Below are 24,707 nucleotides of genomic sequence, written 5' to 3'. Positions count from 1 at the left end.
TTTTTTGTTTGCAAAACAAACTCAAGTCCTGCGCCAGATGACCGATAAACAGGTATGTGAGATCGATGTGGCAAGGGGCTCATCCAAATGAATGCTATGGCAGCAATGCGGCAATACCAGCAGGTTGGCGTAAAAGCCCAGGTTACCGAGGCCGACCCGCATCGCCTGATTCAGATGCTGATGCAAGGTGGTTTGGATCGTATCGCTCAGGCCAAAGGTGCGATGGAGCGTGAGGCTTTCGCTGAGAAGGGTGTGCTGATCGGCAAGGCCATCAATATCATCGGTGGGCTGCGTGATGCGCTGGATCAGGATGTTGGCGGCGAGCTGGCGGCCAACCTTGATCGTCTGTATGAATACATGACGATGCGCCTGTTCGAAGCGAGCCGGCATAATGATGTCGACAAACTGAACGAGGTGGGCAAGCTTCTGGGTGAGATAAAGCTGGCTTGGGATCAGATCGCGCCTAGGGGCTGATTCACCTGAAGCTGGCTTGCTGGCTTACCGCGTTTTCGGGGAAAAGATGTCGTTGAAGAAGCAAGCCTTCGCCGCGTTGGCGCAAAAGCTCCGCGGCGCACTGAGCGCAGGGGAGTGGGATGCGGTCAGCTCGCTGGATCATGAGTGCAGCGCGCTGGTGGCATCATTGTGCGACGAAGATGCAGCTGATGCCGGGCTGCGTGCGGAAATCGACGCAGTGGCGGCTCTGTATGATGAGCTTCAGCGGGCGGGGCGCGCTGAGCGTGAGCGGCTGGCCGCGGAGCTGACCAGGCTGAATCAGGCCAAGCAGGTCAGCCGCGCTTACGGGTCGTTAGGCTAGACGCCCGTCACGCTGGATTCTTCGCGCGGCGAAGAGCTGGGCGGTACCGAGGGTGCGTGGAGTAGGGTGGATGACGCTTCGCTCATCCACCGCGAACCCACCGTCTCAGGGAGTGCTCGCTGCGTCTCAGCGGTACTCGCACAGATACGCGGTGTCTACCTTGACCTTCAGCTGAAATTTGCTGTTCGCCGGTACGGTGAACTGGCTGCCGCTGGCAAAGGTTTCCCAGGCGTCGCTACCCGGCAGTTTCACGTCCAGGCTGCCAGCAACTACGTGCATGACTTCCAGTTGCGCAGTGCCGAATTCGTATTCACCTGGCGCCATGACGCCGATCGTGGCCGGGCCTTCAGTCATGTCGAAGGCGATGGATTTGACGGTGCCATCGAAGTACTCATTGACCTTGAACATTTGGATTCCTTTGCAGGGTCGGGAAAAGGGTCGCCAGTATGCCCAAGCGCCAGGCCTGGCGTCACCTGGCAGAAGTGCTAGCTGCGAAAAATGAAGTAGACCGCTCCGACCATGCAAAGCCCTGCCCATAGATAATCGAGCTTCAATGGCTGCTGCATGTACAGCACGCTGAACGGAACGAACACCATCAGGGTGATTACCTCCTGCATGATCTTCAGTTGGCCGATCGACAGCTCGGTATAGCCGATGCGGTTTGCTGGCACCATCAGCATGTATTCGAAGAATGCGATGCCCCAGCTGATCAATGCGGCGATAAGCCAGGGTTTACCGTTCAGGCTTTTCAGGTGGCCGTACCAGGCGAAAGTCATGAACAGGTTGGAGCAGCAGAGTAGGGCGGCGGTTTGCAACCAGACAGGCATGGTGGGTGTGGGCTCGAAATGATGACGCGCTAGGGTATTTCCAAGCGTTTTCGTCTGCAATGACGCATCTGGTGCGTAAGCTTCGGCCGGATTATTATCGCGCCCGTTTTTTCACTGAGTGGCAGTTATATGGATTGTCGCCCCGGTTGTGGTGCCTGCTGTATCGCGCCCTCCATTAGCTCCTCGATACCTGGCATGCCTCATGGCAAGCGCGCTGGGGAGCGCTGTATTCAATTAAGCGCTGACTTTCTCTGTTTGCTGTTCGGTGATCCGCGGCGGCCGGCCGTGTGCTCGGCTTTTTCGGCTGAACCTGTTTGTTGTGGGGAAAGCAGGGAGGACGCGATTCGTCTGCTTGGCTGGCTGGAGCAGGCGACGGCGTAGCGATAGTCTTGGGTTTGCTGCCTGGCGGTCCCGTTGTTCTGGCGGTTCCGGCTCGAAGCTGTGCACTACTAGCTAACGGTCATACGAAAAGCAAAAAAGGCTGCCCAAAGGCAGCCTTTTTCGTGCGCGGGATTGTCGCTTAACGCGGCAGGTCGCGCTTGGTGTGGCCGGTGTACAGCTGACGCGGACGACCGATCTTCTGGCCGGAGGCGATCATTTCCTTCCAGTGGGATATCCAGCCGACAGTACGCGCCAGGGCGAAGATGACGGTGAACATGCTGGTCGGAATGCCGATGGCCTTGAGGATGATACCCGAGTAGAAGTCCACGTTCGGGTACAGGTTGCGCTCGGCGAAGTACGGATCGTTGAGGGCGATCTCTTCCAGCTTCATGGCCAGATCCAGTTGCGGATCGTTGATGCCGAGCTCGCCCAGAACCTCGTCGCAGGTCTGCTTCATGACCTTGGCGCGCGGATCGAAGTTCTTGTAGACGCGATGGCCGAAGCCCATCAGCTTGAACGGATCGTTCTTGTCCTTGGCCTTGGCCAGGAACTTCTCGACGTTCGACACGTCGCCGATTTCGTCCAGCATGGTGAGTACGGCTTCGTTCGCGCCACCGTGTGCCGGTCCCCAAAGGGCGGCGATACCGGCGGCGATACAGGCGAACGGGTTGGCACCGGTGGAGCCAGCCAGGCGCACGGTGGAAGTCGAAGCGTTCTGCTCATGATCGGCATGCAAGATGAAGATGCGATCCATGGCCTTGGCCAACACCGGGCTGATCGGTTTGATCTCGCACGGGGTGTTGAACATCATGTGCAGGAAGTTTTCCGAGTAGCTCAGGTCGTTACGCGGATACATCAGCGGCTGACCGATCGAGTACTTGTAGACCATCGCGGCGATGGTTGGCATCTTGGCGACCAGGCGCACCGCGGAAATTTCGCGGTGGTGCGGGTCGTTGATGTCCAGCGAATCGTGGTAGAAGGCTGAAAGCGCGCCGACAACGCCACACATGATGGCCATAGGGTGGGCGTCACGACGGAAACCATTGAGGAAGGACTTCAGCTGCTCGTGAACCATGGTGTGGTTCTTCACGGTGCTAACGAACTGTGCCTTCTGTTCGGCGGTCGGCAGTTCCCCGTTCAGCAGGAGATAGCAGGTTTCCAGATAGTCGGATTTCTCTGCCAGCTGCTCGATCGGATAGCCGCGATGCAGCAGGATGCCCTTGTCGCCATCGATGTAGGTGATCTTGGACTCGCAAGAGGCGGTCGACATGAAGCCGGGATCGAAGGTGAAGTGACCCGTGGAGGTCAGGCTTCGTACGTCAATTACATCAGGCCCTACGGTACCGGTTAAAACGGGCAGTTCGACGGGGGCAGCGCCCTCGATGATCAACTGCGCTTTCTTGTCAGCCATGTATGGCCTCCTGTTTTGTGCTTGGAATCATCATGGCCCCCCACGCAGGGCCCGCATCACTATAGTGTGATAAACCGCAAAGTCAATTTGCGCGAACCCATGCCGTAGAGGGCTCTGCAGGGGGATGCGTACAGCTTGGGTGCACTGTTTACGGCATTTATATAGAGGTCGCTATCAGCCTTTAGTGGCACTTCACCACATTGTCATTAGTGACCTAACTGTTTATACTCGGACACCGACCGGCAGGGGCCTTACAGGCAGTATTCTGTAGGTTGTCACTCGTGGGTAGCGGGTACTGCTGCGTACTCTTCCCAACAACTTTGCCCTGCGCTCTGGGGCTCTCAAGTGTGAAAAAAGCCGTGAAAAGCCAACGACCTGTAAACCTAGATCTTAGGACAATAAAACTCCCCATCACTGCTTACACGTCGATTCTCCACCGTGTATCCGGTGTCATCCTGTTCGTCGGTATCGCCTTGCTGCTGCTCGCGCTCGATACCTCGCTGTCTTCTCCGGAAGGCTTCGAGGAGGTCCGCGCGTACCTGGGTAGCCCTCTGGCAAAGCTGGTGAGCTGGGCGTTGCTGTCCGCACTGCTGTACCACCTTGTGGCGGGTGTTCGTCACCTGATCATGGATTCTGGCCATGGTGAGACGCTGGAAGGCGGCAAGCTGGGCTCGAAAATCGTAATCGCCGTATCGGCGGTGCTGATCGTTCTGGCGGGAGTGTGGATATGGTAACCAATGTCACCAACTTTTCGCGCTCGGGTCTGTACGACTGGATGGCGCAGCGCGTTTCTGCAGTGGTTCTTGCGGCTTATTTTCTGTTCCTGCTTGGGTACCTGATTGCGAACCCGGGACTGGAGTACACCCAGTGGCACGCGCTGTTCTCGGCCAACTGGATGCGCATCTTCAGTCTGCTGGCTCTGGTCGCCCTGAGTGTGCACGCGTGGGTAGGCATGTGGACGATCTCCACCGACTACCTGACCAATATGGCGATCGGTAAGTGGGCTACCGGCGTTCGTTTCCTGTTCCAGGCGGTGTGTGGCATTGCCATGTTCACCTTCTTCGTCTGGGGCGTGCAGATTCTTTGGGGTATCTGATTCATGGCTAACATTCGTACGCTTTCTTTTGACGCCATCATCGTCGGTGGCGGTGGCGCCGGTATGCGCGCGGCGCTGCAGCTGTCCCAGTCTGGTCACAAGACTGCTGTGGTCACCAAGGTTTTCCCGACTCGTTCGCACACCGTTTCCGCGCAGGGTGGCATTACCTGCGCCATCGCTTCGGCCGACCCGAACGATGACTGGCGCTGGCACATGTACGATACCGTCAAGGGTTCCGACTACATCGGTGACCAGGACGCTATCGAGTACATGTGTTCCGTAGGCCCTGAAGCGGTGTTCGAGCTCGAGCACATGGGGCTGCCGTTCTCCCGTACCGAGCAGGGTCGCATCTATCAGCGCCCGTTCGGTGGGCAGTCCAAGGACTTCGGTAAGGGTGGCCAGGCCGCTCGTACCTGTGCCGCTGCAGACCGTACCGGTCATGCGCTGCTGCACACGCTTTATCAGGGCAACCTGAAGAACGACACCGTTTTCCTCAACGAGTGGTACGCGGTCGATCTGGTGAAGAACCAGGACGGCGCAGTCGTGGGTGTCATCGCCATCTGCATCGAAACCGGCGAAACCGTCTACATCCGCTCCAAGGCTACCGTGCTCGCCACTGGCGGCGCTGGTCGCATCTACGCATCGACCACCAACGCCCTGATCAACACCGGTGACGGTGTCGGCATGGCGCTGCGCGCTGGTGTGCCGGTGCAGGACATCGAGATGTGGCAGTTCCACCCGACCGGTATCGCTGGTGCTGGTGTGCTGGTAACCGAGGGTTGCCGCGGTGAAGGTGGCTACCTGATCAACAAGCATGGCGAGCGCTTCATGGAGCGTTACGCGCCGAACGCGAAGGACCTGGCTGGTCGCGACGTCGTTGCACGTTCGATGGTCAAGGAAATCCTGGCGGGCAACGGTTGTGGTCCGGATGGCGACCACGTGATGTTGAAGCTGGATCACCTGGGCGAAGAAGTGCTGCACAGCCGTTTGCCTGGTATCTGCGAGCTGTCGAAGACCTTCGCTCACGTCGATCCGGTCGTCGCACCGGTGCCGGTTGTTCCGACCTGCCACTACATGATGGGTGGTATCGCCACCAACATCCATGGTCAGGCGATTACTCAGGACGCCAACGGCAACGACAAGATCATCGACGGTCTGTTCGCTGTGGGCGAAGTGGCCTGCGTATCCGTACATGGCGCCAATCGTCTGGGCGGTAACTCGCTGCTTGACCTCGTTGTGTTCGGCCGCGCTGCCGGTCTGCACCTGGAGAAAGCACTGAAGGAAGGTATTGAGCACCGCGGTGCCAGCGAAACCGATCTGGATGTTGCGCTGGGTCGTCTGGCTGGTATCAACGAGCGCAGCACTGGCGAAGACGTTGCTCCGCTGCGTAAGGAGCTGCAGAGCTGCATGCAGAATTACTTCGGTGTATTCCGTACTGGCGAATACATGCAGAAGGGTATCGCTCAGCTGGTAGATCTGCGTCAGCGTATCGCCAACGTCAAGATCTCGGACAAGAGCCAGGCGTTCAACACTGCGCGCATCGAGGCGCTTGAGTTGCAGAACCTTCTGGAGGTCGCCGAGGCTACTGCAATTGCCGCGGAGCACCGCAAGGAATCCCGTGGCGCCCATGCTCGCGAAGATTTCGAAGAGCGTGATGACGAGAATTGGCTGTGCCACACCCTGTACTTCCCGGGTGACAAGCGCGTTGCCAAGCGTGCCGTGAACTTCGCTCCGAAGACCGTTCCGGCATTCGAGCCCAAGGTTCGGACTTATTGAGGTCGCCGATATGTTGCAAGTGAGTGTTTATCGCTACAACCCCGATCAGGACGAAAAGCCGTTCATGCAGGACTTCCAGGTCAATACCGAAGGTAAAGACCTGATGGTTCTGGACGTCTTGGCTCTGATCAAGGAACAGGACCAGGGTTTCTCCTATCGTCGCTCCTGCCGCGAAGGCGTGTGCGGTTCCGACGGGATGAATATCAATGGCAAGAACGGTCTGGCTTGCATCACCCCGCTGTCCTCCGTGGTCAAGGGCAACAAGCTGGTCATCCGTCCGCTTCCAGGTCTGCCGGTCATTCGTGACTTGGTCGTCGATATGAGCATCTTCTACAAGCAGTACGAGAAAGTGCGTCCGTATCTGATGAACGATACGCCGCCGCCGGCTATCGAACGACTGCAAAGTCCGGAAGATCGCGAGAAGCTGGACGGTCTGTACGAGTGCATTCTGTGCGCTTGTTGCTCGACCAGCTGCCCGTCGTTCTGGTGGAACCCTGACAAGTTCCTCGGTCCGGCTGCGTCGCTGCAGGCCTACCGTTTTCTGGCCGACAGCCGCGATACCGAAACCGAGAATCGTCTGGCCGGTCTGGACGATCCGTTCAGTGTGTTCCGCTGCCGCGGTATCATGAACTGCGTCGACGTTTGTCCGAAGGGATTGAACCCTACCAAGGCAATCGGTCACATACGCAACATGCTGCTGCAGAGCGGTACTTGATGACACCCCGGTCGGGAAAGGTTATGCGCTAGCCTGGAACGGCCGGATTGCTTTACCCGTGACACCTGCGGCGCCGAAGTCGAAGCTCGGCGCCGTAGTTTTAGTAGGAATCCCAGCTCACAAAGCCGGGATTTCACTCTGAAAATTTGATGACCAGCAGGAGCATCCGGGTTGTGCCCGGGAACTATCTGCGCGGTCCGTAGTGGCTTTACCTGAGTCGCTGCTTCAGAACTTGGGAAGTCATGCTGCGGTTTCCACGCTGGTGGTGTCTCCTTATCGAAGGTGACCAGACATGCAAGAAAGCGTAATGCAGCGCATGTGGGACAGTGCCCACCTATCCGGTGGTAACGCTGCCTATGTGGAAGAGCTTTATGAGCTCTACCTGCACGATCCCAACGCTGTGCCCGAAGAGTGGCGCACTTACTTCCAGAAGTTGCCCTCCGGTGGCAGCGCTTCAGCCGATGTATCGCATTCGACGATCCGCGACCACTTCGTTCTGCTGGCCAAGAACCAGCGCCGTGCTCAGCCTGTCTCCGCAGGTGCTGTCAGCAGCGAGCATGAGAAGAAGCAGATCGAAGTCCTGCGCCTGATCCAAGCCTACCGAGTGCGCGGCCATCAGGCAGCACAGCTCGATCCGCTTGGCCTGCAGCAGCGCACCGCCCCCGCTGACCTGGCGATCAACAACTACGGTCTGACCGACGCCGATCTCGATACCGTATTCCGCACCGGCGACCTGGCCATGGTCAACGGCCAGGCCACTCTGCGCGAAATCGTCAAGGCTCTGCAAGAAACCTATTGCCGCACCATTGGCGCGGAATACATGCACATCGTCGATTCCGAGCAGCGCAGCTGGTTCGTCCAGCGCTTGGAAAGCGTGCGTGGCCGTCCGGAGTTTTCGCCGGAGATCAAGAGCCACCTGCTCGAGCGCCTCACCGCTGCCGAAGGTCTGGAAAAGTATCTGGGTACCAAATATCCGGGCACCAAGCGCTTCGGTCTGGAAGGTGGCGAGAGTCTGATCCCGCTGCTCGATGAGATCATCCAGCGCTCCGGCTCCTACGGCACCAAGGAAATCGTCATCGGCATGGCCCACCGTGGTCGTCTGAACGTACTGGTCAACACCTTTGGCAAGAATCCGCGCGACCTGTTCGACGAGTTCGAAGGCAAGAAGGTCGAAGGCCTGAGCTCCGGTGACGTCAAGTATCACCAGGGCTTCTCGTCCAACGTGATGACCCCAGGTGGTGAGATCCACCTCGCCATGGCGTTCAACCCGTCGCACCTGGAGATCGTCTCTCCGGTGGTCGAGGGTTCGGTACGCGCTCGTCAGGACCGCCGCAACGACCCGGTTGGCGACAAGGTTCTGCCGGTCACCATCCACGGTGACGCCGCCGTCGCCGGTCAGGGTGTGGTGATGGAAACCTTCCAGATGTCGCAGACCCGTGCCTACCGCACCGGTGGCACCATCCGCATCGTGGTCAACAACCAGGTCGGCTTCACCACCAACAAGCAGGAAGATGCTCGTTCCACCGAGTACGCGACCGACGTGGCGAAGATGATCCAGGCGCCGATCTTCCACGTGAACGCAGACGATCCCGAGGCAGTGCTGTTCGTCACCCAGCTTGCCGTCGACTATCGCATGCAGTTCAAGCGTGACATCGTCATCGATCTGATCTGCTACCGTCGTCGTGGCCACAACGAAGCGGACGAACCAAGCGGTACCCAGCCGCTGATGTACCAGAAGATCGCCAAGCAGCGCACCACCCGTGAGCTGTACGCCGATTCGCTGATCCAGACCAAGGTGCTCGATGATGAGCGCGTCCAGGCAAAAGTCGACGAATATCGGACTGCGCTGGACAACGGTCTGCATGTGGTCAAGAGCCTGGTCAAGGAGCCGAACAAGGAACTGTTCGTCGACTGGCGCCCGTATCTGGGGCATGCCTGGACTGCGCGTCACGACACCAGCTTCGACCTGAAGACCCTGCAGGATCTGTCCAACAAGCTGCTGCAAACGCCTGAAGGCTTCGTGGTGCAGCGCCAGGTTTCGAAGATCCTCGAAGATCGCCAGAAGATGGGCGCCGGCGCGCTGGCCATCAACTGGGGCTATGCCGAGACCATGGCTTACGCGACGCTGCTGTTCGAAGGCCATCCGGTGCGTATCTCAGGTCAGGACGTCGGTCGCGGTACCTTCTCGCATCGTCACGCAGCGCTGCACAACCAGAAGGATGGCAGCACCTATATCCCGCTGCAGCACCTGTACGAAGGCCAGCCACGTTTCGATCTGTACGACTCCTTCCTTTCCGAGGAAGCGGTTCTCGCGTTCGAATACGGCTACGCCACCACTACGCCGAATGCGCTGGTGGTCTGGGAAGCGCAGTTCGGTGATTTCGCCAACGGTGCCCAGGTCGTGATCGACCAGTTCATCACCAGCGGGGAGCACAAGTGGGGCCGCCTGTGCGGTTTGACCATGCTGCTGCCGCACGGCTATGAAGGGCAGGGGCCTGAACACTCCTCCGCGCGTCTGGAGCGCTACCTGCAGTTGTGCGCCGAGCACAACATCCAGGTCTGCGTACCGACGACTCCGGCGCAGGTCTACCACATGCTGCGTCGCCAGGCGATTCGCCCGCTGCGCAAGCCGCTGGTAGCACTGACGCCCAAGTCGCTGCTGCGCCACAAACAGGCCATATCGACTCTGGAGGAGCTGACTCAGGGCTCGTTCCAGACCGTGATTCCGGAGATCGATCCAATCGATCCGGCCAAGGTCGAGCGCGTCATCATGTGTAGCGGCAAGGTCTACTATGACCTGCTGGACAAGCGCCGGGCGGAAGGCCGCGAAGACATCGCGATCGTCCGTATCGAACAGCTCTACCCGTTCCCGGAAGAGGATCTGGCCGAAGCGCTTGCGCCCTACCAGAACCTCAAGCACATCATCTGGTGTCAGGAAGAGCCGATGAACCAGGGCGCCTGGTACTGCAGCCAGCACCATATGCGTCGTGTGGCGACAGCGCACAAGAAGGAACTGTTCCTTCAGTACGCGGGTCGTGATGCTTCTGCGGCGCCTGCGGTCGGGTACGCCTCGATGCATGCCGAGCAGCAGGAAAAACTGCTGCAGGACGCCTTCACCGTTTAACCCATTCGTGCGAGAGGCCGCGAGCGTTCGCGGCCTCGATGTAGAAACCGAATCAATAGGACCCCTGAATAATGGCTATCGAGATCAAAGCCCCCACATTCCCGGAATCGGTCGCCGACGGCACCGTTGCCACCTGGCACAAGCAGCCGGGCGACGCGGTTAAGCGTGATGAGCTGATCGTCGACATCGAAACCGACAAGGTGGTCATGGAAGTACTGGCCGAAGCTGACGGCGTGCTGACCGAGATCGTCAAGAACGAAGGCGATACCGTGCTCAGCGGCGAGCTGCTCGGCAAGCTGGAGGCGGGCGCCACTGCGGCCGCTGCACCTGCCCCGGCTGCCGCCCCCGCTCCGGCTGCCGCTCCGGCCCCTGCCGCCAGCGCCAGTGGCGAAGAGCCGATTCTCGCCCCTGCTGCCCGTAAGCTGGCCGAAGAGAATGGCATTGACCCGAACAGCATCCGCGGCACTGGCAAGGACGGTCGTGTGACCAAGGAAGACGTCGTCGCCGCCGTCGAGGTCAAGAAGTCCGCCCCGGCTGCTGCTGCCAAGCCTGCTGCTCCGGCTGCTGCCGCGCCGATCTTCGCCGAGGGTGATCGTGTCGAGAAGCGCGTGCCGATGACCCGCCTGCGGGCCAAGGTCGCCGAGCGCCTGGTCGAAGCCCAGTCGTCCATGGCCATGCTGACGACGTTCAACGAAGTCAACATGAAGCCGATCATGGAGCTGCGCGCCAAGTACAAGGACCTCTTCGAGAAGACCCACAACGGCGTGCGTCTGGGCTTCATGTCCTTCTTCGTCAAGGCCGCAGTCGAAGCACTCAAGCGCCAGCCGGGCGTCAATGCCTCCATCGACGGTAACGACATTGTCTACCACGGTTATCAGGACATCGGCGTCGCCGTCTCCAGCGACCGCGGTCTGGTGGTTCCGGTGCTGCGCAACGCCGAGCACATGAGCCTGGCCGAGATCGAGGGCGGCATCAACAACTTCGGCAAGAAGGCCAAGGCCGGCAAACTGACCATCGAAGAGATGACCGGCGGCACCTTCACCATCTCCAACGGTGGTGTGTTCGGTTCGCTGCTGTCGACCCCGATCGTCAACCCGCCGCAGACCGCTATCCTTGGCATGCACAAGATCCAGGAACGTCCGATGGCCGTTAATGGTCAAGTGGTCATCCTGCCGATGATGTACCTGGCGCTGTCCTATGACCACCGCTTGATCGACGGCAAGGAAGCAGTGACCTTCCTGGTTACCATGAAGGACCTGCTGGAAGACCCGGCCCGTCTGCTGCTGGATATCTGATAGAAACGCCCCAGGCTGCAGTTGGCGGGTCTGGCGAAAGCCGTCCCTGCTGCCTGCAGCCTTTGGCTTTTAGCTGCTTTTAAGAGGATTCGTAATGAGCCAGAAATTCGACGTCGTCGTCATCGGTGCCGGCCCTGGCGGCTATGTGGCCGCCATTCGTGCAGCCCAGCTGGGTCTGAAGACCGCGTGTATCGAAAAGTACCAGGGCAAGGATGGCAAGACCGCTCTGGGCGGTACCTGCCTGAACGTAGGCTGCATTCCTTCCAAGGCTCTGCTGGACAGCTCCTACAAGTTCCATGAAGCCCACGAGAGCTTCAAGGTGCACGGCATCAGCACTGGCGAAGTGGCCATGGACGTTCCGACCATGGTCGCGCGCAAGGACCAGATCGTTAAGAACCTCACCGGTGGTGTATCGGCCCTGCTGAAAGCCAACGGCGTGACCGTTTTCGAAGGTCATGGCAAGCTGCTGGCCGGCAAGCAGGTCGAAGTTACCGGCCTGGACGGCAACGTACAGACTCTCGCTGCCGAGAACGTCATCCTGGCTTCGGGTTCCACCCCGGTGAACATCCCGCCGGCGCCGGTTGATCAGAAGGTCATCGTCGACTCCACCGGCGCACTGGATTTCCAGAGCGTGCCGGGCAAGCTGGGCGTCATCGGCGCCGGTGTGATCGGTCTGGAGCTGGGTTCGGTCTGGGCCCGCCTGGGCGCTGAGGTCACCGTCATCGAGGCCATGGACAAGTTCCTGCCGGCCGCTGACGAGCAGATCTCCAAGGAAGCGTTCAAGGTCCTGTCCAAGCAGGGTCTGAAGATTCTGCTGGGCGCGCGCCTGACTGGCTCGGAAGTGAAGGGCGATCAGGTGACTGTCAACTTCACCAGTGCCGAAGGCGAGCAGCAGATGACCTTCGACAAGCTGATCGTTGCGGTCGGCCGTCGTCCGGTCACCACCGATCTTCTGGCTGCCGATGCCGGCGTCGACATGGATGAGCGTGGCTTCATCTTCGTCGACGACCAGTGCGCTACCAGCGTTCCGGGCGTATACGCCATCGGTGACGTGGTTCGCGGCGCCATGCTGGCCCACAAGGCCTCGGAAGAGGGCGTGATGGTTGCCGAGCGTATCGCTGGCCACAAGACCCAGATGAACTATGACCTGATTCCGTCGGTCATCTACACTCACCCGGAAATCGCATGGGTCGGTAAGTCCGAGCAGGCACTGAAGGCCGAAGGCGTTGAAGTCAACGTCGGTACCTTCCCGTTCGCCGCCAGTGGCCGTGCCATGGCTGCCAACGACACCGCCGGCCTGGTCAAGGTCATCGCCGATGCCAAGACCGACCGCGTGTTGGGCGTGCATGTGATGGGCCCAAGCGCCGCCGAGCTGGTTCAGCAGGGCGCCATCGGCATGGAGTTCGGCACCAGTGCCGAAGACCTGGGCATGATGGTGTTCTCGCATCCGACCATGTCCGAAGCGCTGCATGAAGCGGCCCTGGCAGTGAATGGCCACGCCATCCACATCGCCAATCGCAAGAAGCGCTAATCGGTTTAGTGCTGTACCCGGGGCCCGACGTATCCAGCGATACGCCGGGCCTTTTGCAAACTGCAGGTTCGAAAGGATTGCAGGTCGCTGAGAGGTATCGTGAATTCGCAGATAGTTTTCAGCGACTTGTGAGGGAGGCACGGCGGTTCGTCGTGCCGTAAATGCGCCAATACCAAAACAGACGGTAGAAAGCATGAATCTTCACGAGTACCAAGGTAAACAACTGTTCGCTGAATACGGTCTGCCCGTGTCCAAAGGCTATGCGGTAGATAGCCCGAAGGAAGCAGCGGAAGCCTGCGACAAGATCGGCGGCACACAATGGGTGGTCAAGGCCCAAGTGCATGCCGGTGGACGTGGCAAGGCGGGTGGCGTAAAGCTGGTTCGCAGCAAGGATGAGGCCCGGGCGTTCGCCCAGCAGTGGCTCGACAAGCGTCTGGTGACCTACCAGACCGATGCCAATGGTCAGCCGGTCAGCAAGATTCTGGTCGAGGCGTGCACCGATATCGACAAGGAGCTCTATCTGGGCGCCGTGGTCGATCGTGCCAGTCGCAGGATCGTCTTTATGGCCTCCACCGAAGGCGGCGTGGACATCGAGAAAGTCGCTCACGACACACCCGAGAAAATCCTCAAGGCAACCATCGATCCGCTGGTCGGCGCGCAGCCGTTCCAGGCGCGCGAACTGGCGTTCCAGCTGGGCCTCAAGGGTGACCAGGTCAAGCAGTTCGTGCACATCTTCGTCGGTCTTGCCCAGCTGTTCCAGGACTACGACCTGGCACTGCTCGAAGTGAATCCGCTGGTGATCAAGAAAGACGGCAACCTGCACTGCCTGGACGCCAAGATCAACATCGACAGCAACGCCATCTATCGCCAGCCGAAGCTGCGCGACATGGCCGATCCATCGCAGGACGATCCGCGCGAGGCGCATGCCGCCAAGTGGGAACTGAACTACGTGGCGCTCGACGGCAACATCGGTTGCATGGTCAACGGTGCCGGCCTGGCGATGGGCACCATGGACATCGTCAACCTGCATGGCGGTGCACCGGCGAACTTCCTCGACGTGGGCGGTGGCGCCACCGAGGAGCGGGTGACCGAAGCGTTCAAGATCATTCTCTCCGACAGCAATGTCGCTGCCGTTCTGGTGAACATCTTCGGCGGCATCGTACGTTGCGACATGATCGCCGAGGGCATCATCGGTGCCGTGCGTGAGGTGGGCGTCAAGGTGCCTGTTGTGGTTCGTCTGGAAGGCAACAACGCCGACTTGGGCGCCAAGATGCTGAGCGAGAGCGGTCTGAACATCATCGGCGCGAGCAGCCTGACCGATGCGGCCATTCAGGTTGTCAAAGCCGCGGAGGGCAAGTAATGAGCGTATTGATCAACAAGGACACCAAGGTCATCTGCCAGGGCTTCACCGGATCGCAGGGCACATTCCACTCCGAGCAGGCGATTGCTTACGGCACCAAGATGGTCGGTGGCGTCACGCCCGGCAAGGGTGGCACGATGCACTTGGGGCTGCCGGTGTTCAACACCGTCAAGGAGGCCGTGGAGGCCACCGGCGCCGATGCATCTGTGATTTACGTACCGGCCCCGTTCTGCAAGGACTCCATCCTCGAAGCGGCATTTGGTGGCATCAAGCTGATCGTCTGCATCACCGAAGGCATTCCGACGCTGGACATGCTCGAAGTGAAGATCAAGTGCGACGAGCTTGGCGTGCGGCTGATCGGGCCGAACTGCCCCGGCGTGATCACCCCGGGTGAGTGCAAGATCGGCATTCAGCCGGGCCACATCCACCAGCCGGGCAAGGTGGGCATCGTCTCGCGTTCCGGCACGCTGACGTACGAAGCCGTGAAGCAAACCACCGATGCCGGTTTCGGCCAGTCGACCTGCGTTGGCATCGGCGGCGACCCGATCCCAGGGTCGACCTTCATCGATATCCTCAAGCTGTTCCAGGACGATCCGCAGACCGAAGCCATCGTCATGATCGGCGAGATCGGCGGTTCGGCCGAAGAGGAGGCTGCCGCCTTCATCAAGGCCAACGTGACCAAGCCGGTGGTGTCCTACATCGCCGGTGTCACCGCTCCGGCTGGCAAGCGCATGGGACATGCGGGGGCGATCATCTCTGGCGGCAAGGGAACTGCGGAAGAGAAGTTCGCTGCCCTGCAGGACGCTGGCGTGAAGACCGTACGCTCTCTGGCCGACATTGGCAAAGCACTGGCAGAAGTGACCGGTTGGGCGATGAAAGCCTGACCGGACTCCAAGCGCCCGGGCAATCGCCGGGCGCTTGGTTTCGAGACGTACCTCGTTGCGCCGCCGCGGCGCAACGAGTTCCATCTGTCCGCGCGATTGGCGTTCCTTCGCGCAGGCCGAGCGACAATTTTTCGCGGCCGATGCTGACGTTCCGGTCAGCATTCATCGGCGCATCGTGGCATCATTGCCGCTCATTCATACGTTTGTTCGTTTCACAAGAGCGACAGCGTGCAAGAAGAATCCGGCCCAAACGGCTGGATGATGTTTCCCCTTATCCCTGAAGGAAACCCGCACTCCATCATTCAGGCCAATATGAATCGTCGTTCCGTCGCGCTCGTGAGCTGCGCCGCGTTCATTGGTTGCCGTCATCTTCTGGTAGTTTTTCCCGCATGAATCGTTTGAAAGGTTTTGACCTGCTGGCACTTGGCTTCATGACGTTTGCGCTGTTCCTGGGCGCCGGCAATATCATCTTCCCCCCCAGCGCCGGCATGGCTGCAGGTGCGTTCATCTGGCAGGCGGCGCTTGGCTTCCTGCTGACCGGGGTCGGCCTGCCGCTGTTGACGGTTGTCGCGCTGGCCCGCGTCGGCGGTGGCATGGACCGCCTGACTGCGCCGCTCGGCAATGTCGCAGGCACCGTTCTCGCGGTGGCGGTCTATTTGGCAATCGGACCGCTGTTCGCCACACCGCGTACGGCTGTCGTTTCGTTCGAGATGGGTATCGCACCGTTCAGCGGTAACTCGGGCATGCCGCTGTTTCTCTATACGCTGGTCTTCTTCGCGGCGATGCTGTTCCTGGTGCTGAACCCGGGGCAGCTGGTCAATCGCATCGGCAAATTCATCACCCCCGTATTGCTGTCGGCGTTGCTGGTGCTGGGCGGCGCTGCGATCTTCGCTCCAGCGGGTGAGGTGGGCGCCGCGACCGAGGGGTATCGGGCGTCACCGCTGATCAAAGGGTTCCTCGAGGGCTATCTGACCATGGATACCCTCGGTGCTCTGGTGTTCGGCATCGTGATCGCCACCGCCATCCGAGACCGCGGCGTGACCGAGCCGGCCCTGGTGACCCGTTACTCGATGATCGCCGGCGTGATTGCAGCCATCGGCCTTTCGCTGGTGTATCTGGCTCTCTTCTACCTCGGCGCGACGAGCCAGGGGATCGCCGCCGGCGCCGAGAACGGCGTACAGATTCTCACCACCTACGTGCAGCACACCTTCGGCACGCCGGGCAGTCTGCTTCTTGCGGTCGTCATCACATTGGCCTGTCTGACCACTGCGGTAGGCCTGACCACGGCCTGTGGCGAGTTCTTCAGTGCCTTGCTGCCGGTGTCCTATCGCGCTGTGGTGATCGTCTTTGCACTCTTCAGCCTGTTGGTCGCCAACCAAGGCCTGACTCAGTTGATTAGTGTGTCGGTCCCGGTGCTGGTTGGGCTTTATCCGCTCGCCATCGTGCTGGTGGCGTTGAGTCTGCTTGATCGCTTCTGGCTGTCGGCGCCGCGGGTCTTCGTGCCGGTGATGGCAGTAACGCTGGTCTTCGGTGTGGTCGATGGCCTCGCCGCGGCCGGGCTGGGCGACTGGGTTCCGCCTCTGTTCAGCCAGTTGCCGTTGGCCGATCAGAGCATGGGCTGGTTGGTTCCGGTCTTGCTGATGCTGGTGCTGGCAATTGTTACCGACCGGCTGCTGGGTCGTGCCGAGCGTGTGCAGTCGGGCATGAAGTAAGCGTTGCGCTGCAACGCCGCTGGCCGATCAGGCGGCGCTGCAGCGCTATCGTCGGGAGCGCTGCTGGCTATAATCACGCGACGTTTCCGAGGGTGTGCCATGAGCTTGTCCGATCCAAACCTGCCGCATCTGATCGCTGTGCTGTGGTTCATCCTGTGCTGGGTCGGTTACACCCGTTATGCCAGCTGGCGGGCGCGGGACACAGCCTGTCTGGCAAGCGTGCTGCATCTGTATCGGGAAGACTGGATGCAGCGACTGCTGATGCGTGACAACCGCATTGCCGATGCCAATGTCATCGGCAATCTCGAGCGCAACGCCTCCTTCTTTGCGTCCAGTACGCTGATCATCCTCGCGGGCATTCTGACGGCATTGGGTGCGTCGGATCGCGCGGTCTCGCTGCTCGCCGATCTGCCGTTCGCGCAACCGGTCAGCCGCGGGCTGTCGGAGATCAAGCTGCTATGTCTTGCAGTGGTCTTCGTCTACGCGTTCTTCACGTTCAGCTGGTGCATGCGCCAGTACAACTTCGCCGCCGTGCTGGTTGCCTCCGCGCCAATGGTGGGGGAGCGCAACGTCAGTGATCAGGAGCGAAGAGCTTTCGCCGATCGGGCGGCACAGGTCATTTCCATGGCCGCCAACCAGTTCAACTTCGGCTTGCGTGCCTACTACTTCGGCATGGCGACGCTCGCCTGGTTCGTTCATCCCTGGTTCTTCATGCTCGTCACGGCCGGCGTGGTGCTCATTCTCTATCGCCGGGAATTCCACTCCGACGTGCTCGAAGTCATGGTGTTCACGCCAACTTCGCCAGCCGAAGCGCCCAAGGAATAGGGCACGGCGCGGGCGAGGCGGTATCATTCGCGGCTGATTCAACCGTCGAGAATTCGAATGAGCGATAGCCAGATACTCGAGCGCACCCAGCGCTTTCTGTCAGTCCTGCGGCACTGCCAGGTTCTGGGCCTGCGTGTCGAGCATGCCGACAGCCGCGGACTCACCTTGCGCCTGCCTTACAGCGAAAAGATCATCGGCAACCCGGAGACCGGAGTCGTTCATGGCGGCGCGATCACCACGCTGATGGACACCACCTGCGGGATTTCCACCGCCTGCGCACTGCCGGAACTCGAGGTCTGCCCGACGCTCGATTTGCGCATCGACTACATGCACCCGGCTGAGCCGGGGCACGACATCTTCGGTTTCGCCGAATGCTACCGCGTTACGCCGACGGTAATCTTCACCCGGGGCATCGCCTACCAGCGCGATATCAATGAGCCCATTGCCCACGCGGTGGGAACCTTCATGCGTATGGGCAAGGGCGCCCAGGGTGTGTTTGGCTCGGAGGGGAAGGCATGAGCGATTTCAACCTCAGCGAGCTGGTTCAGAAAGCGCACGCGACCAATGACTACAACTCGCTGATCCAGTTGGTGCCCTATGCTCGCCTGATCGGCATCGAGTGCCTGCGTCTGGGCGACGAGATGGTTTTTCGACTGCCGCAGAACGAGAGCAACATCGGCAACCCGCTACCGGCCATCCATGGCGGTGTCATCGCAGGCTTCATGGAGCATGCAGCGATGCTGCACCTGCTGATGTTCATGGGGGCGCCACATTTGCCCAAAATCATCGACTTCTCGATAGATTATCTGCGTGCCGGTCACTATCGTGACACCTTCGCCGCCTGCCAGGTCTGGCGCCAAGGCCGCAGGGTCGCCAATGTCGCGATCACCGCCTGGCAGACCCGTCAGGCCGAGCCCATCGCCACCGCCCGCTGCCACTTCAAGATCGACGAGCCCTGACGCATCCGACGGGGGAGGCAGCGCTGCGGTATGCGCTGTTACTCCGCGACTGCGTTGAAGGAACTCGAATGGAAGCACTGTTGATACTCGGCGGCCTATTGCTGGTGTTCGCCGGTTTCGTCTGGCTGATCAGCCAGGCATTCGCGACGAGCCTGTTGTGGGGGATTGGCAGCTTGCTGCCGCCACTGACGCTGGCGTTCGTGGTCAGTCATTGGCGTGCTGCACGTCGGGCCGTGGTGCTTTCCTGTCTCGGGGTGATCCCGTTGGTGGTCGGGTTGTCGCTGCTGGCCAGCCGCGATGCTGACCGCCTGGCAGCGATCTTCAGCCTGCGCTGGCTGCCGACACAGGTTCAGCCCGAGCTGAGCATGAACATCAAAGGACAACTCAATGGTCGGGCATTTGCGCCGCAACAGGGCGAATTCATCAATGGTGTGCTGACACTGCGCGAAGGGCAGGGCTTTTTCGCCCGCCAGGAAGTCATCGTACGGCTGCGCGAGCCGGTTGATGGCGCCCTGCGCGTCGACGTGCTGCCCGACGACGCCGGACCGTTACCTGAAGTCGAAATAGCCTGGCTCAGCCGCGACCGGGAATTGCCCGAAAGTCGCCGTCTCGACCGTGGCTATACCCTGCATCTCGATCTGGAACCTGTCGCACCGAACAAGCTGAGTGGCGATTTCCACCTGGTCCTGCCCCCGCATTATCAGACCAGCCTCAACGGCAACGTCGAACTGTTCACCAATCGGCTGCGCTACCGCAACGGCGAGGTCGATCGTCGGTACGATTCACAGGATACGCTGGCCTTTGTCATCGAGGATTACCTCCAGCGTCGCCACGCCAGTCGCGATGTCTCGATACAACCGCTGCCGACGTTGGCGCTGCCTGCCGACGAGCTTGAGGTAAGTGTGCAGGCTACGGTCAAGGGCGAGGCGCAGGGCTTTACTCTACATCTGATCAAGGATGCGCAGGGCTGGCAGGTCAGGGGCGACGATTATCCCGCCCTGACTGCCGACGTGATCGCGCCGGCCGCTGCCCGCGATGAAAGCCCTGCCGCCGTGCAGGCCATCCCTGTCACCGCCAAGGATCGTCATCCGGGTTTTTCACTGGAACGGTTGTTGCGCGATCCGGCTCGCTACCAACAGATGCTGGTCCGCGCGCATACCGAGCGTGGCGGGGTTGCCGAGGGTCGCTTCCTGGGGCTGGACAGTGAAGGCAAGCTGATCATTCGGCGGGTCATTCGCGGGCCCGGCGAGGCCAGCTACAACCTGGCACCGGGTGAGATCGTACAACTCGAACTGGTCGAGCCATGACCGAGGGGCGGCGCAAGACACGCGCCGCCCGCCCTTGAAATCCATCGTCGTGCCCCCATCTGCCTGACATCGCCGCAGCCGCGGTCCGAGCCATTGAGATGATGTGGAGTTCGTAGACGATGAGTGTGGAGACTCAAAAAGAAACCCTGGGCTTCCAGACTGAAGTGAAGCAGCTGCTTCATCTGATGATCCATTCGCTGTACTCGAACAAGGAAATCTTCCTTCGCGAACTGATTTCCAACGCTTCCGACGCTGCTGACAAGCTGCGCTTCGAAGCACTGGCCAAGCCGGAGCTGCTCGAAGGTGGCGCCGAGCTGAAGATCCGGCTTTCCTTCGATAAGGAGGCCAAGACCGTCACCCTCGAAGACAACGGCATTGGCATGAGCCGCGAGGACGTGATCGCGCATCTGGGCACCATCGCCAAATCCGGCACTGCGGATTTTCTGAAGAATCTCTCCGGCGACCAGAAGAAGGACTCGCACCTGATCGGCCAGTTCGGTGTGGGCTTCTATTCGGCATTCATCGTCGCCGACAAGGTCGACGTTTACAGCCGCCGCGCCGGTACTCCGGCGAGCGAAGGTGTGCACTGGTCTTCGAAGGGCGAGGGCGAGTTCGAAGTCGCCACCGTCGATAAGCCCGAGCGCGGCACCCGCATCGTCCTTCACCTGAAGAAGGGTGAAGAAGAGTTCGCCGATGGCTGGCGCCTGCGCAATATCGTCAAGAAGTATTCCGACCATATCGCCTTGCCCATCGAGTTGCCGAAGGAACCCCTTTCTTCTCTGGAGAGCGATGAGGAGAAGGACAAGCCGGCGGAAACCGAATGGGAAACGGTCAACCGTGCCAGTGCCCTCTGGACCCGTCCGCGCAGCGAAGTGAAGGACGAGGAATACCAGGAGTTCTACAAGCACGTCGCTCACGACTTCGACAACCCGCTGTCCTGGAGCCACAACAAGGTCGAGGGCAAGCTGGAGTACACCTCGCTGCTCTACGTGCCGGGTCGCGCGCCGTTCGATCTGTACCATCGCGAAGCGCCCAAGGGCCTCAAGCTCTACGTTCAGCGCGTGTTCATCATGGATCAGGCGGACGAGTTCCTGCCGCTGTACCTGCGTTTCATCAAGGGTGTGGTGGACTCCAATGACCTGTCGCTCAACGTTTCGCGCGAGATCCTGCAAAAGGATCCGGTAATCGACTCGATGAAGTCGGCGCTGACCAAGCGCGTGCTGGACATGCTGGAAAAGCTGGCGAAGGACAAGCCGGAGGACTACAAGAAGTTCTGGTCGCAGTTCGGCCAGGTGCTGAAGGAAGGCCCTGCGGAAGATTTCGCCAACAAGGAGAAGATCGCCGGCCTGCTGCGCTTCGCCTCCACCAGCGATGCGTCCGGCGAGCAGTCGGTATCGCTGGCCGATTATCTGGGTCGGGTGAAGGAAGGCCAGGACAAGATCTACTACCTGACCGGCGAGAGCCATGCACAGGTCAAGAACAGCCCGCACCTGGAGGTCTTCCGCAAGAAGGGCATCGAAGTCCTGCTGCTCACCGACCGCATCGACGAGTGGCTGATGAGCTATCTCACCGAATTCGACGGCAAGCAGTTCGTCGACGTGGCGCGAGGCGATCTGGATCTGGGCAAGCTGGACTCGGAAGAGGACAAGAAGGCCCAGGAAGAGATTGCCAAGGCCAAGGAAGGGCTGATCGAGCGTCTCAAGGGCGCGCTGGGCGACGAGGTCGCCGAGGTTCGAGTCTCGCATCGCCTGACCGACTCGCCAGCCATTCTTGCCATCGGTGAGCAGGATCTCGGCTTGCAGATGCGTCAGATCCTTGAGGCGAGCGGGCAGAAGGTGCCGGAGTCCAAGCCGATCTTCGAGATCAATCCGCAGCATCCGCTGATCGAGAAGCTGGACGCCGAGCCGGACGAAGATCGCTTCGCCGATCTTTCACACATCCTCTTCGATCAGGCCGCACTCGCGGCGGGAGACAGCCTCAAGGACCCGGCTGCCTATGTGCAGCGTCTGAACAAGCTGCTGGTCGAACTTTCGGCCTGAGCCGCTGCTGCAAGATGAAAACGGCCCGTCAACGACGGGCCGTTTTCATTTTCTTCCGTTCAGACCAATACGCTGACCAAGCGAGTGCCATGGGTGAGGTTGTCGGCGACCGGACAACGCTTTTCGATCTGCTCCAGCAGCGCCTGTTTGCCCTCCCGGTCCAGATCGGCGTCGATCTCGACCTTGACGCGCAGCTCCTGGAAGCCAGGGCGGACGTCCGGGTCGCGGCCGAGCAGGCCGGCGGGGTCGTAGTCCGCTTCGATCTCGAAGCGCATGCCGCGTAGTTCGATCTTCTGCTGATGAGCGATGAACCGGCCGATGGTGCCGAAACAGCCCGCCACCGCAGCCATGATGGCTTCCAGTGGAGTGGGGCCGAGGTCCTGACCAGCCGCGTTCTTCGGTTGATCCATGATCAGGCGGTGGTTGCCGCACTCGACCTCGATTGCCATACCTGCATTCAATTGTCCGCGTGCGCTGATGGTCTTCAGGGCCATGGAAACATGCCTCGCTCAGTTAGGTGATCAATCAAACGCGGCACAGTGGCCGCGTTTCTGTCCCAAGCATGCTAGGGCGCCTTGCGCTGGCCGGCCTTGATGTTTGTCAAATACGGTGGGGGGTATTGGAGCTGTGCAACGGATGAACGGTCGAGCCTGGCGGCGGTCTATTCGCTGCCTGTCCGGAGGACCACGCCTTGCCAAAAAAACGACCCGCCCTGTTGCTCGCTCTCTTTCTTTGTTTGCCGCTGGCTTGTGCTCAAGCGCGAGATTACCGCTACAGCGACGCACACCTGCATTACGTGGATTTCTTCCAGGAGACCGACGGCATGCAAAAGCTGCTCAAGGCGATGGACGCCGGCGGCATCGATCACGTCATGATCAGCGGTATTCCGGTAGCGAAGAAGTGGCACGAGAACGAGCCCAAGCGTCCGCGCTACTACGCTGGGGATGATGCGCCGGTGTACTGGTACAGCGCTACCGATGTGCTGGTCGCCGCAGCCCTTGAGGAGCTGGATGAGGAGCAGCGCAAGCGCTTCCATCCCTTTCTGTCTGGCTTCAATCCCAATGACAAGAACGCCGACGCCCATATTCGGCGGATGCTCGAGCTGCATCCGGGTCTCTGGCAGGGGTTGGGGGAGGTATTCACGCGTCACGACGACGTAACTGCCCTGACCGAGGGCGACACACCGCGGGCCAACAATGAGGCGCTGACGAGGGTCTACCATCTGGCGGCCGAGTTCGATCTGCCGGTGCTGCTGCATTCGAACATCACCTCCAAGCGCGAGCGCAACCCGCTCTATCTCGCCGAGCTGGAGGAGCCGCTGCGCAACCACCCGCATACCCGCTTCATCTGGGCCCACGCTGGCACCAGCATGGAGCTTCATCGGCATCAGGAGAAGCTGGAGTTTCTGTACGATACGGTCAGCCGACTGCTCGGCGACTATTCCAATCTCTACATCGACCTATCCTGGACGATGCTGCGTCCTTACCTGCTGGACGAGCAGGGCAATCCCGACCCCAAATGGGTGGCGCTGGTCGAGCAATATCCGGATCGCTTCGTGATCGGTTCGGACGTAGTAGGACGTTTCGACAGCTTGGCCTCGGGTATGCAGGCATTCGAGCCGTTCCTCGATGCACTCCCTGAATCGGTGGCGCAGGGCGTCGCTCGAGACAACTTCCTTGCGCTGTTGCCACGCAAGCGGCAGCAGCAACTGCGCTGATCGTCACGCTGCTGTCATCGTTGCGTCATAACCTGCCGGCTTCGTAATCCATCAAGGAGCAGGTACATGTCGTTAGTTCGTTTGGCGTTGGCCGCGGCCGTGCTGGGAATGAGTGCGCCGCTTGCGCAGGCCGACGTGCAGGTGGTGGGACCAGTGGAATATGGTCTGTTCGAAACAACGAAAGAGGATTTCCAGCCCGGGGAGCGCGTTCTGACACGACGCGATCAGTCGATCCGCCAGACCACCGAGATCCCCGCGAAACTCGGCAGCAAATTCGGCCTGCGTTATCGCCTGGTGGGCAAGCAGGCTGCTGATACGCCGTTGACGTTGCTCTACCTGACGCCAGGCGTGCAGACGCCTGACGGCAAACGGCACGACAAGTTCGAAGTGGTTCAGGCGCTGGTCCCTGACGTGGAGCAGGATGTCATGGCATTCGAATTCACCGAGCCCCACGAAGTAGTGCCTGGCGAGTGGCGGATGATGGTGTTCCAGGGAGATCGCAAGCTGGCCGAGCAACGCTTCACGGTACGCGAGCAGTAGTGGCTAATCGCAGTCGGACCGTTAGTCGATTAGGACGCTCGGGCCGGTTCATTGGCGGCAGGATTCGGGTGGGCGGTTTTGCCTTTTCGATGATGCAGCATGCCACGCGCTCGGCGTTGCTTCATTTCATGGAGAAGGTACATGTCCATCCGCTCGCTCACTATTGGTAAGCGCCCAACACTGGGTTTCGGCTTGATTGGTCTGCTCGTTCTTTTCCTCGGTCTGTTCGCAATGAACCAGATGGCCAACATGCGCGAAGAAGCAGGGCGAATCAGACCAGCGCGGCAAGCCAGGAGCTGGCGCGGTTGGCGATAGGGCTGAACGAGGTGGTGCGGAAGTTCCAGGTCTGATCTGCGCTAAAGAAGAAGAATTCTCAGTTCCGGAAACATATTTC

General features: G+C 60.3%; 26 protein-coding genes. 21 read left to right on the top strand and 5 right to left on the bottom strand.

What is annotated here, in order from left to right; translation table 11 throughout:
• Window positions 1-87 precede the first annotated feature (87 nt).
• Both fliS and HZR81_RS13730 read left to right on the top strand, forming a co-directional pair.
• Window positions 88-474, top strand: a complete 387-nt coding sequence (gene fliS, locus HZR81_RS13735) for a flagellar export chaperone FliS (protein ID WP_026006571.1) — start codon at window positions 88-90, stop codon at window positions 472-474.
• Window positions 475-520: 46 nt separating this feature from the next.
• A complete protein-coding gene (locus tag HZR81_RS13730) occupies window positions 521-814 on the top strand; it encodes a flagellar protein FliT (protein ID WP_017245261.1) in 294 nt (97 codons plus the stop codon).
• Between the two features lie 126 nt (window positions 815-940).
• On the opposite strand, the gene ppnP is transcribed toward HZR81_RS13730, so the two are convergent.
• A complete protein-coding gene (gene ppnP, locus HZR81_RS13725) occupies window positions 941-1,222 on the bottom strand; it encodes a pyrimidine/purine nucleoside phosphorylase (RefSeq protein ID WP_003302386.1) in 282 nt (93 codons plus the stop codon).
• A 77-nt stretch (window positions 1,223-1,299) separates the two neighbouring features.
• Window positions 1,300-1,641, bottom strand: coding sequence for a DMT family protein (locus HZR81_RS13720; protein ID WP_003285450.1), 342 nt, complete (start codon window positions 1,639-1,641; stop codon window positions 1,300-1,302).
• A gap of 129 nt (window positions 1,642-1,770) precedes the next feature.
• On the opposite strand from HZR81_RS13720, the gene HZR81_RS13715 reads away from it, so the two are divergent.
• Window positions 1,771-2,022, top strand: coding sequence for a YkgJ family cysteine cluster protein (locus tag HZR81_RS13715; RefSeq protein WP_500128446.1), 252 nt, complete (start codon window positions 1,771-1,773; stop codon window positions 2,020-2,022).
• A gap of 139 nt (window positions 2,023-2,161) precedes the next feature.
• On the opposite strand, the gene gltA is transcribed toward HZR81_RS13715, so the two are convergent.
• Window positions 2,162-3,433, bottom strand: coding sequence for a citrate synthase (gene gltA / locus HZR81_RS13710; protein WP_003294794.1), 1,272 nt, complete (start codon window positions 3,431-3,433; stop codon window positions 2,162-2,164).
• 347 nt (window positions 3,434-3,780) lie between these two features.
• Between gltA and sdhC the strand changes: the two genes are divergently transcribed.
• The 16 genes from sdhC (at window position 3,781) to htpG (ending at window position 22,056) form a co-directional block, all read left to right on the top strand.
• Complete coding sequence (gene sdhC, locus HZR81_RS13705) at window positions 3,781-4,167, top strand: succinate dehydrogenase, cytochrome b556 subunit (protein ID WP_181453309.1); 387 nt, start codon at window positions 3,781-3,783, stop codon at window positions 4,165-4,167.
• On the top strand, window positions 4,161-4,529 hold the full coding sequence (sdhD, locus tag HZR81_RS13700; protein WP_011913018.1) for a succinate dehydrogenase, hydrophobic membrane anchor protein: 369 nt from the start codon (window positions 4,161-4,163) through the stop codon (window positions 4,527-4,529). Before sdhC ends, sdhD begins: the two co-directional genes overlap by 7 nt.
• A gap of 3 nt (window positions 4,530-4,532) precedes the next feature.
• Window positions 4,533-6,305: a succinate dehydrogenase flavoprotein subunit gene (gene sdhA / locus HZR81_RS13695; protein ID WP_013982596.1), complete on the top strand. Its 1,773-nt coding sequence runs from the start codon at window positions 4,533-4,535 to the stop codon at window positions 6,303-6,305.
• A 10-nt stretch (window positions 6,306-6,315) separates the two neighbouring features.
• Entirely contained in the window at window positions 6,316-7,020 is a 705-nt protein-coding gene (locus tag HZR81_RS13690) for a succinate dehydrogenase iron-sulfur subunit (RefSeq protein WP_013982597.1), read from the top strand.
• Window positions 7,021-7,312: 292 nt separating this feature from the next.
• Window positions 7,313-10,144 carry a 2-oxoglutarate dehydrogenase E1 component gene (locus HZR81_RS13685; protein WP_063543357.1) on the top strand — a complete coding sequence of 944 codons (2,832 nt, stop codon included), beginning with the start codon at window positions 7,313-7,315 and terminating at the stop codon, window positions 10,142-10,144.
• A 71-nt stretch (window positions 10,145-10,215) separates the two neighbouring features.
• Window positions 10,216-11,439 (top strand): 2-oxoglutarate dehydrogenase complex dihydrolipoyllysine-residue succinyltransferase, encoded by a 1,224-nt coding sequence (odhB, locus tag HZR81_RS13680; RefSeq protein WP_063543355.1) that lies wholly within the window; start codon window positions 10,216-10,218, stop codon window positions 11,437-11,439.
• A 94-nt stretch (window positions 11,440-11,533) separates the two neighbouring features.
• Window positions 11,534-12,970: a dihydrolipoyl dehydrogenase gene (lpdA, locus tag HZR81_RS13675; protein ID WP_063543353.1), complete on the top strand. Its 1,437-nt coding sequence runs from the start codon at window positions 11,534-11,536 to the stop codon at window positions 12,968-12,970.
• A 193-nt stretch (window positions 12,971-13,163) separates the two neighbouring features.
• A complete protein-coding gene (sucC, locus tag HZR81_RS13670; RefSeq protein WP_003294782.1) occupies window positions 13,164-14,330 on the top strand; it encodes an ADP-forming succinate--CoA ligase subunit beta in 1,167 nt (388 codons plus the stop codon).
• Window positions 14,330-15,214, top strand: coding sequence for a succinate--CoA ligase subunit alpha (sucD, locus tag HZR81_RS13665; RefSeq protein WP_063543351.1), 885 nt, complete (start codon window positions 14,330-14,332; stop codon window positions 15,212-15,214). The genes sucC and sucD overlap by 1 nt, the downstream gene beginning before the upstream one ends.
• Window positions 15,215-15,442: 228 nt before the next feature.
• Entirely contained in the window at window positions 15,443-15,607 is a 165-nt protein-coding gene (locus tag HZR81_RS13660; protein WP_500128440.1) for a hypothetical protein, read from the top strand.
• Window positions 15,604-16,926 (top strand): branched-chain amino acid transport system II carrier protein, encoded by a 1,323-nt coding sequence (gene brnQ / locus HZR81_RS13655; protein ID WP_152481206.1) that lies wholly within the window; start codon window positions 15,604-15,606, stop codon window positions 16,924-16,926. The genes HZR81_RS13660 and brnQ overlap by 4 nt, the downstream gene beginning before the upstream one ends.
• A gap of 99 nt (window positions 16,927-17,025) precedes the next feature.
• Window positions 17,026-17,751 (top strand): DUF599 domain-containing protein, encoded by a 726-nt coding sequence (locus HZR81_RS13650; RefSeq protein ID WP_200599731.1) that lies wholly within the window; start codon window positions 17,026-17,028, stop codon window positions 17,749-17,751.
• A gap of 57 nt (window positions 17,752-17,808) precedes the next feature.
• The gene (locus HZR81_RS13645) at window positions 17,809-18,270 is read left to right on the top strand and encodes a PaaI family thioesterase (protein WP_102841278.1); all 462 of its coding nucleotides are present in this window, start codon (window positions 17,809-17,811) and stop codon (window positions 18,268-18,270) included.
• Window positions 18,267-18,710, top strand: a complete 444-nt coding sequence (locus tag HZR81_RS13640) for a PaaI family thioesterase (RefSeq protein WP_063543343.1) — start codon at window positions 18,267-18,269, stop codon at window positions 18,708-18,710. The genes HZR81_RS13645 and HZR81_RS13640 overlap by 4 nt, the downstream gene beginning before the upstream one ends.
• Window positions 18,711-18,778: 68 nt before the next feature.
• A complete protein-coding gene (locus HZR81_RS13635; RefSeq protein WP_500128437.1) occupies window positions 18,779-20,017 on the top strand; it encodes an MFS transporter in 1,239 nt (412 codons plus the stop codon).
• 119 nt (window positions 20,018-20,136) lie between these two features.
• Window positions 20,137-22,056, top strand: a complete 1,920-nt coding sequence (gene htpG / locus HZR81_RS13630; RefSeq protein ID WP_208218247.1) for a molecular chaperone HtpG — start codon at window positions 20,137-20,139, stop codon at window positions 22,054-22,056.
• 59 nt (window positions 22,057-22,115) lie between these two features.
• Here htpG and HZR81_RS13625 read toward each other — a convergent pair whose 3' ends face one another.
• Complete coding sequence (locus tag HZR81_RS13625; RefSeq protein ID WP_063543339.1) at window positions 22,116-22,550, bottom strand: OsmC family protein; 435 nt, start codon at window positions 22,548-22,550, stop codon at window positions 22,116-22,118.
• A 218-nt stretch (window positions 22,551-22,768) separates the two neighbouring features.
• Here HZR81_RS13625 and HZR81_RS13620 point away from each other — a divergent pair, with 218 nt between their 5' ends.
• Together HZR81_RS13620 and HZR81_RS13615 are read left to right on the top strand one after the other, a co-directional pair.
• Entirely contained in the window at window positions 22,769-23,773 is a 1,005-nt protein-coding gene (locus HZR81_RS13620) for an amidohydrolase family protein (protein ID WP_133457298.1), read from the top strand.
• 66 nt (window positions 23,774-23,839) lie between these two features.
• Entirely contained in the window at window positions 23,840-24,313 is a 474-nt protein-coding gene (locus tag HZR81_RS13615) for a DUF3859 domain-containing protein (protein WP_500128433.1), read from the top strand.
• 126 nt (window positions 24,314-24,439) lie between these two features.
• Here HZR81_RS13615 and HZR81_RS13610 read toward each other — a convergent pair.
• Window positions 24,440-24,707, bottom strand: a 268-nt coding sequence (locus tag HZR81_RS13610) for a hypothetical protein (protein ID WP_500128431.1), incomplete at its 5' end; no start/stop codon positions are given.

This window comes from Pseudomonas sp. LM13 (assembly GCF_041381355.1).
GTDB classification, from domain to species: Bacteria; Pseudomonadota; Gammaproteobacteria; order Pseudomonadales; family Pseudomonadaceae; genus Stutzerimonas; species Stutzerimonas frequens.
The sequence above is the reverse complement of the archived record's forward strand: the minus strand, read 5'-3'. Positions and strand labels throughout refer to the sequence as shown.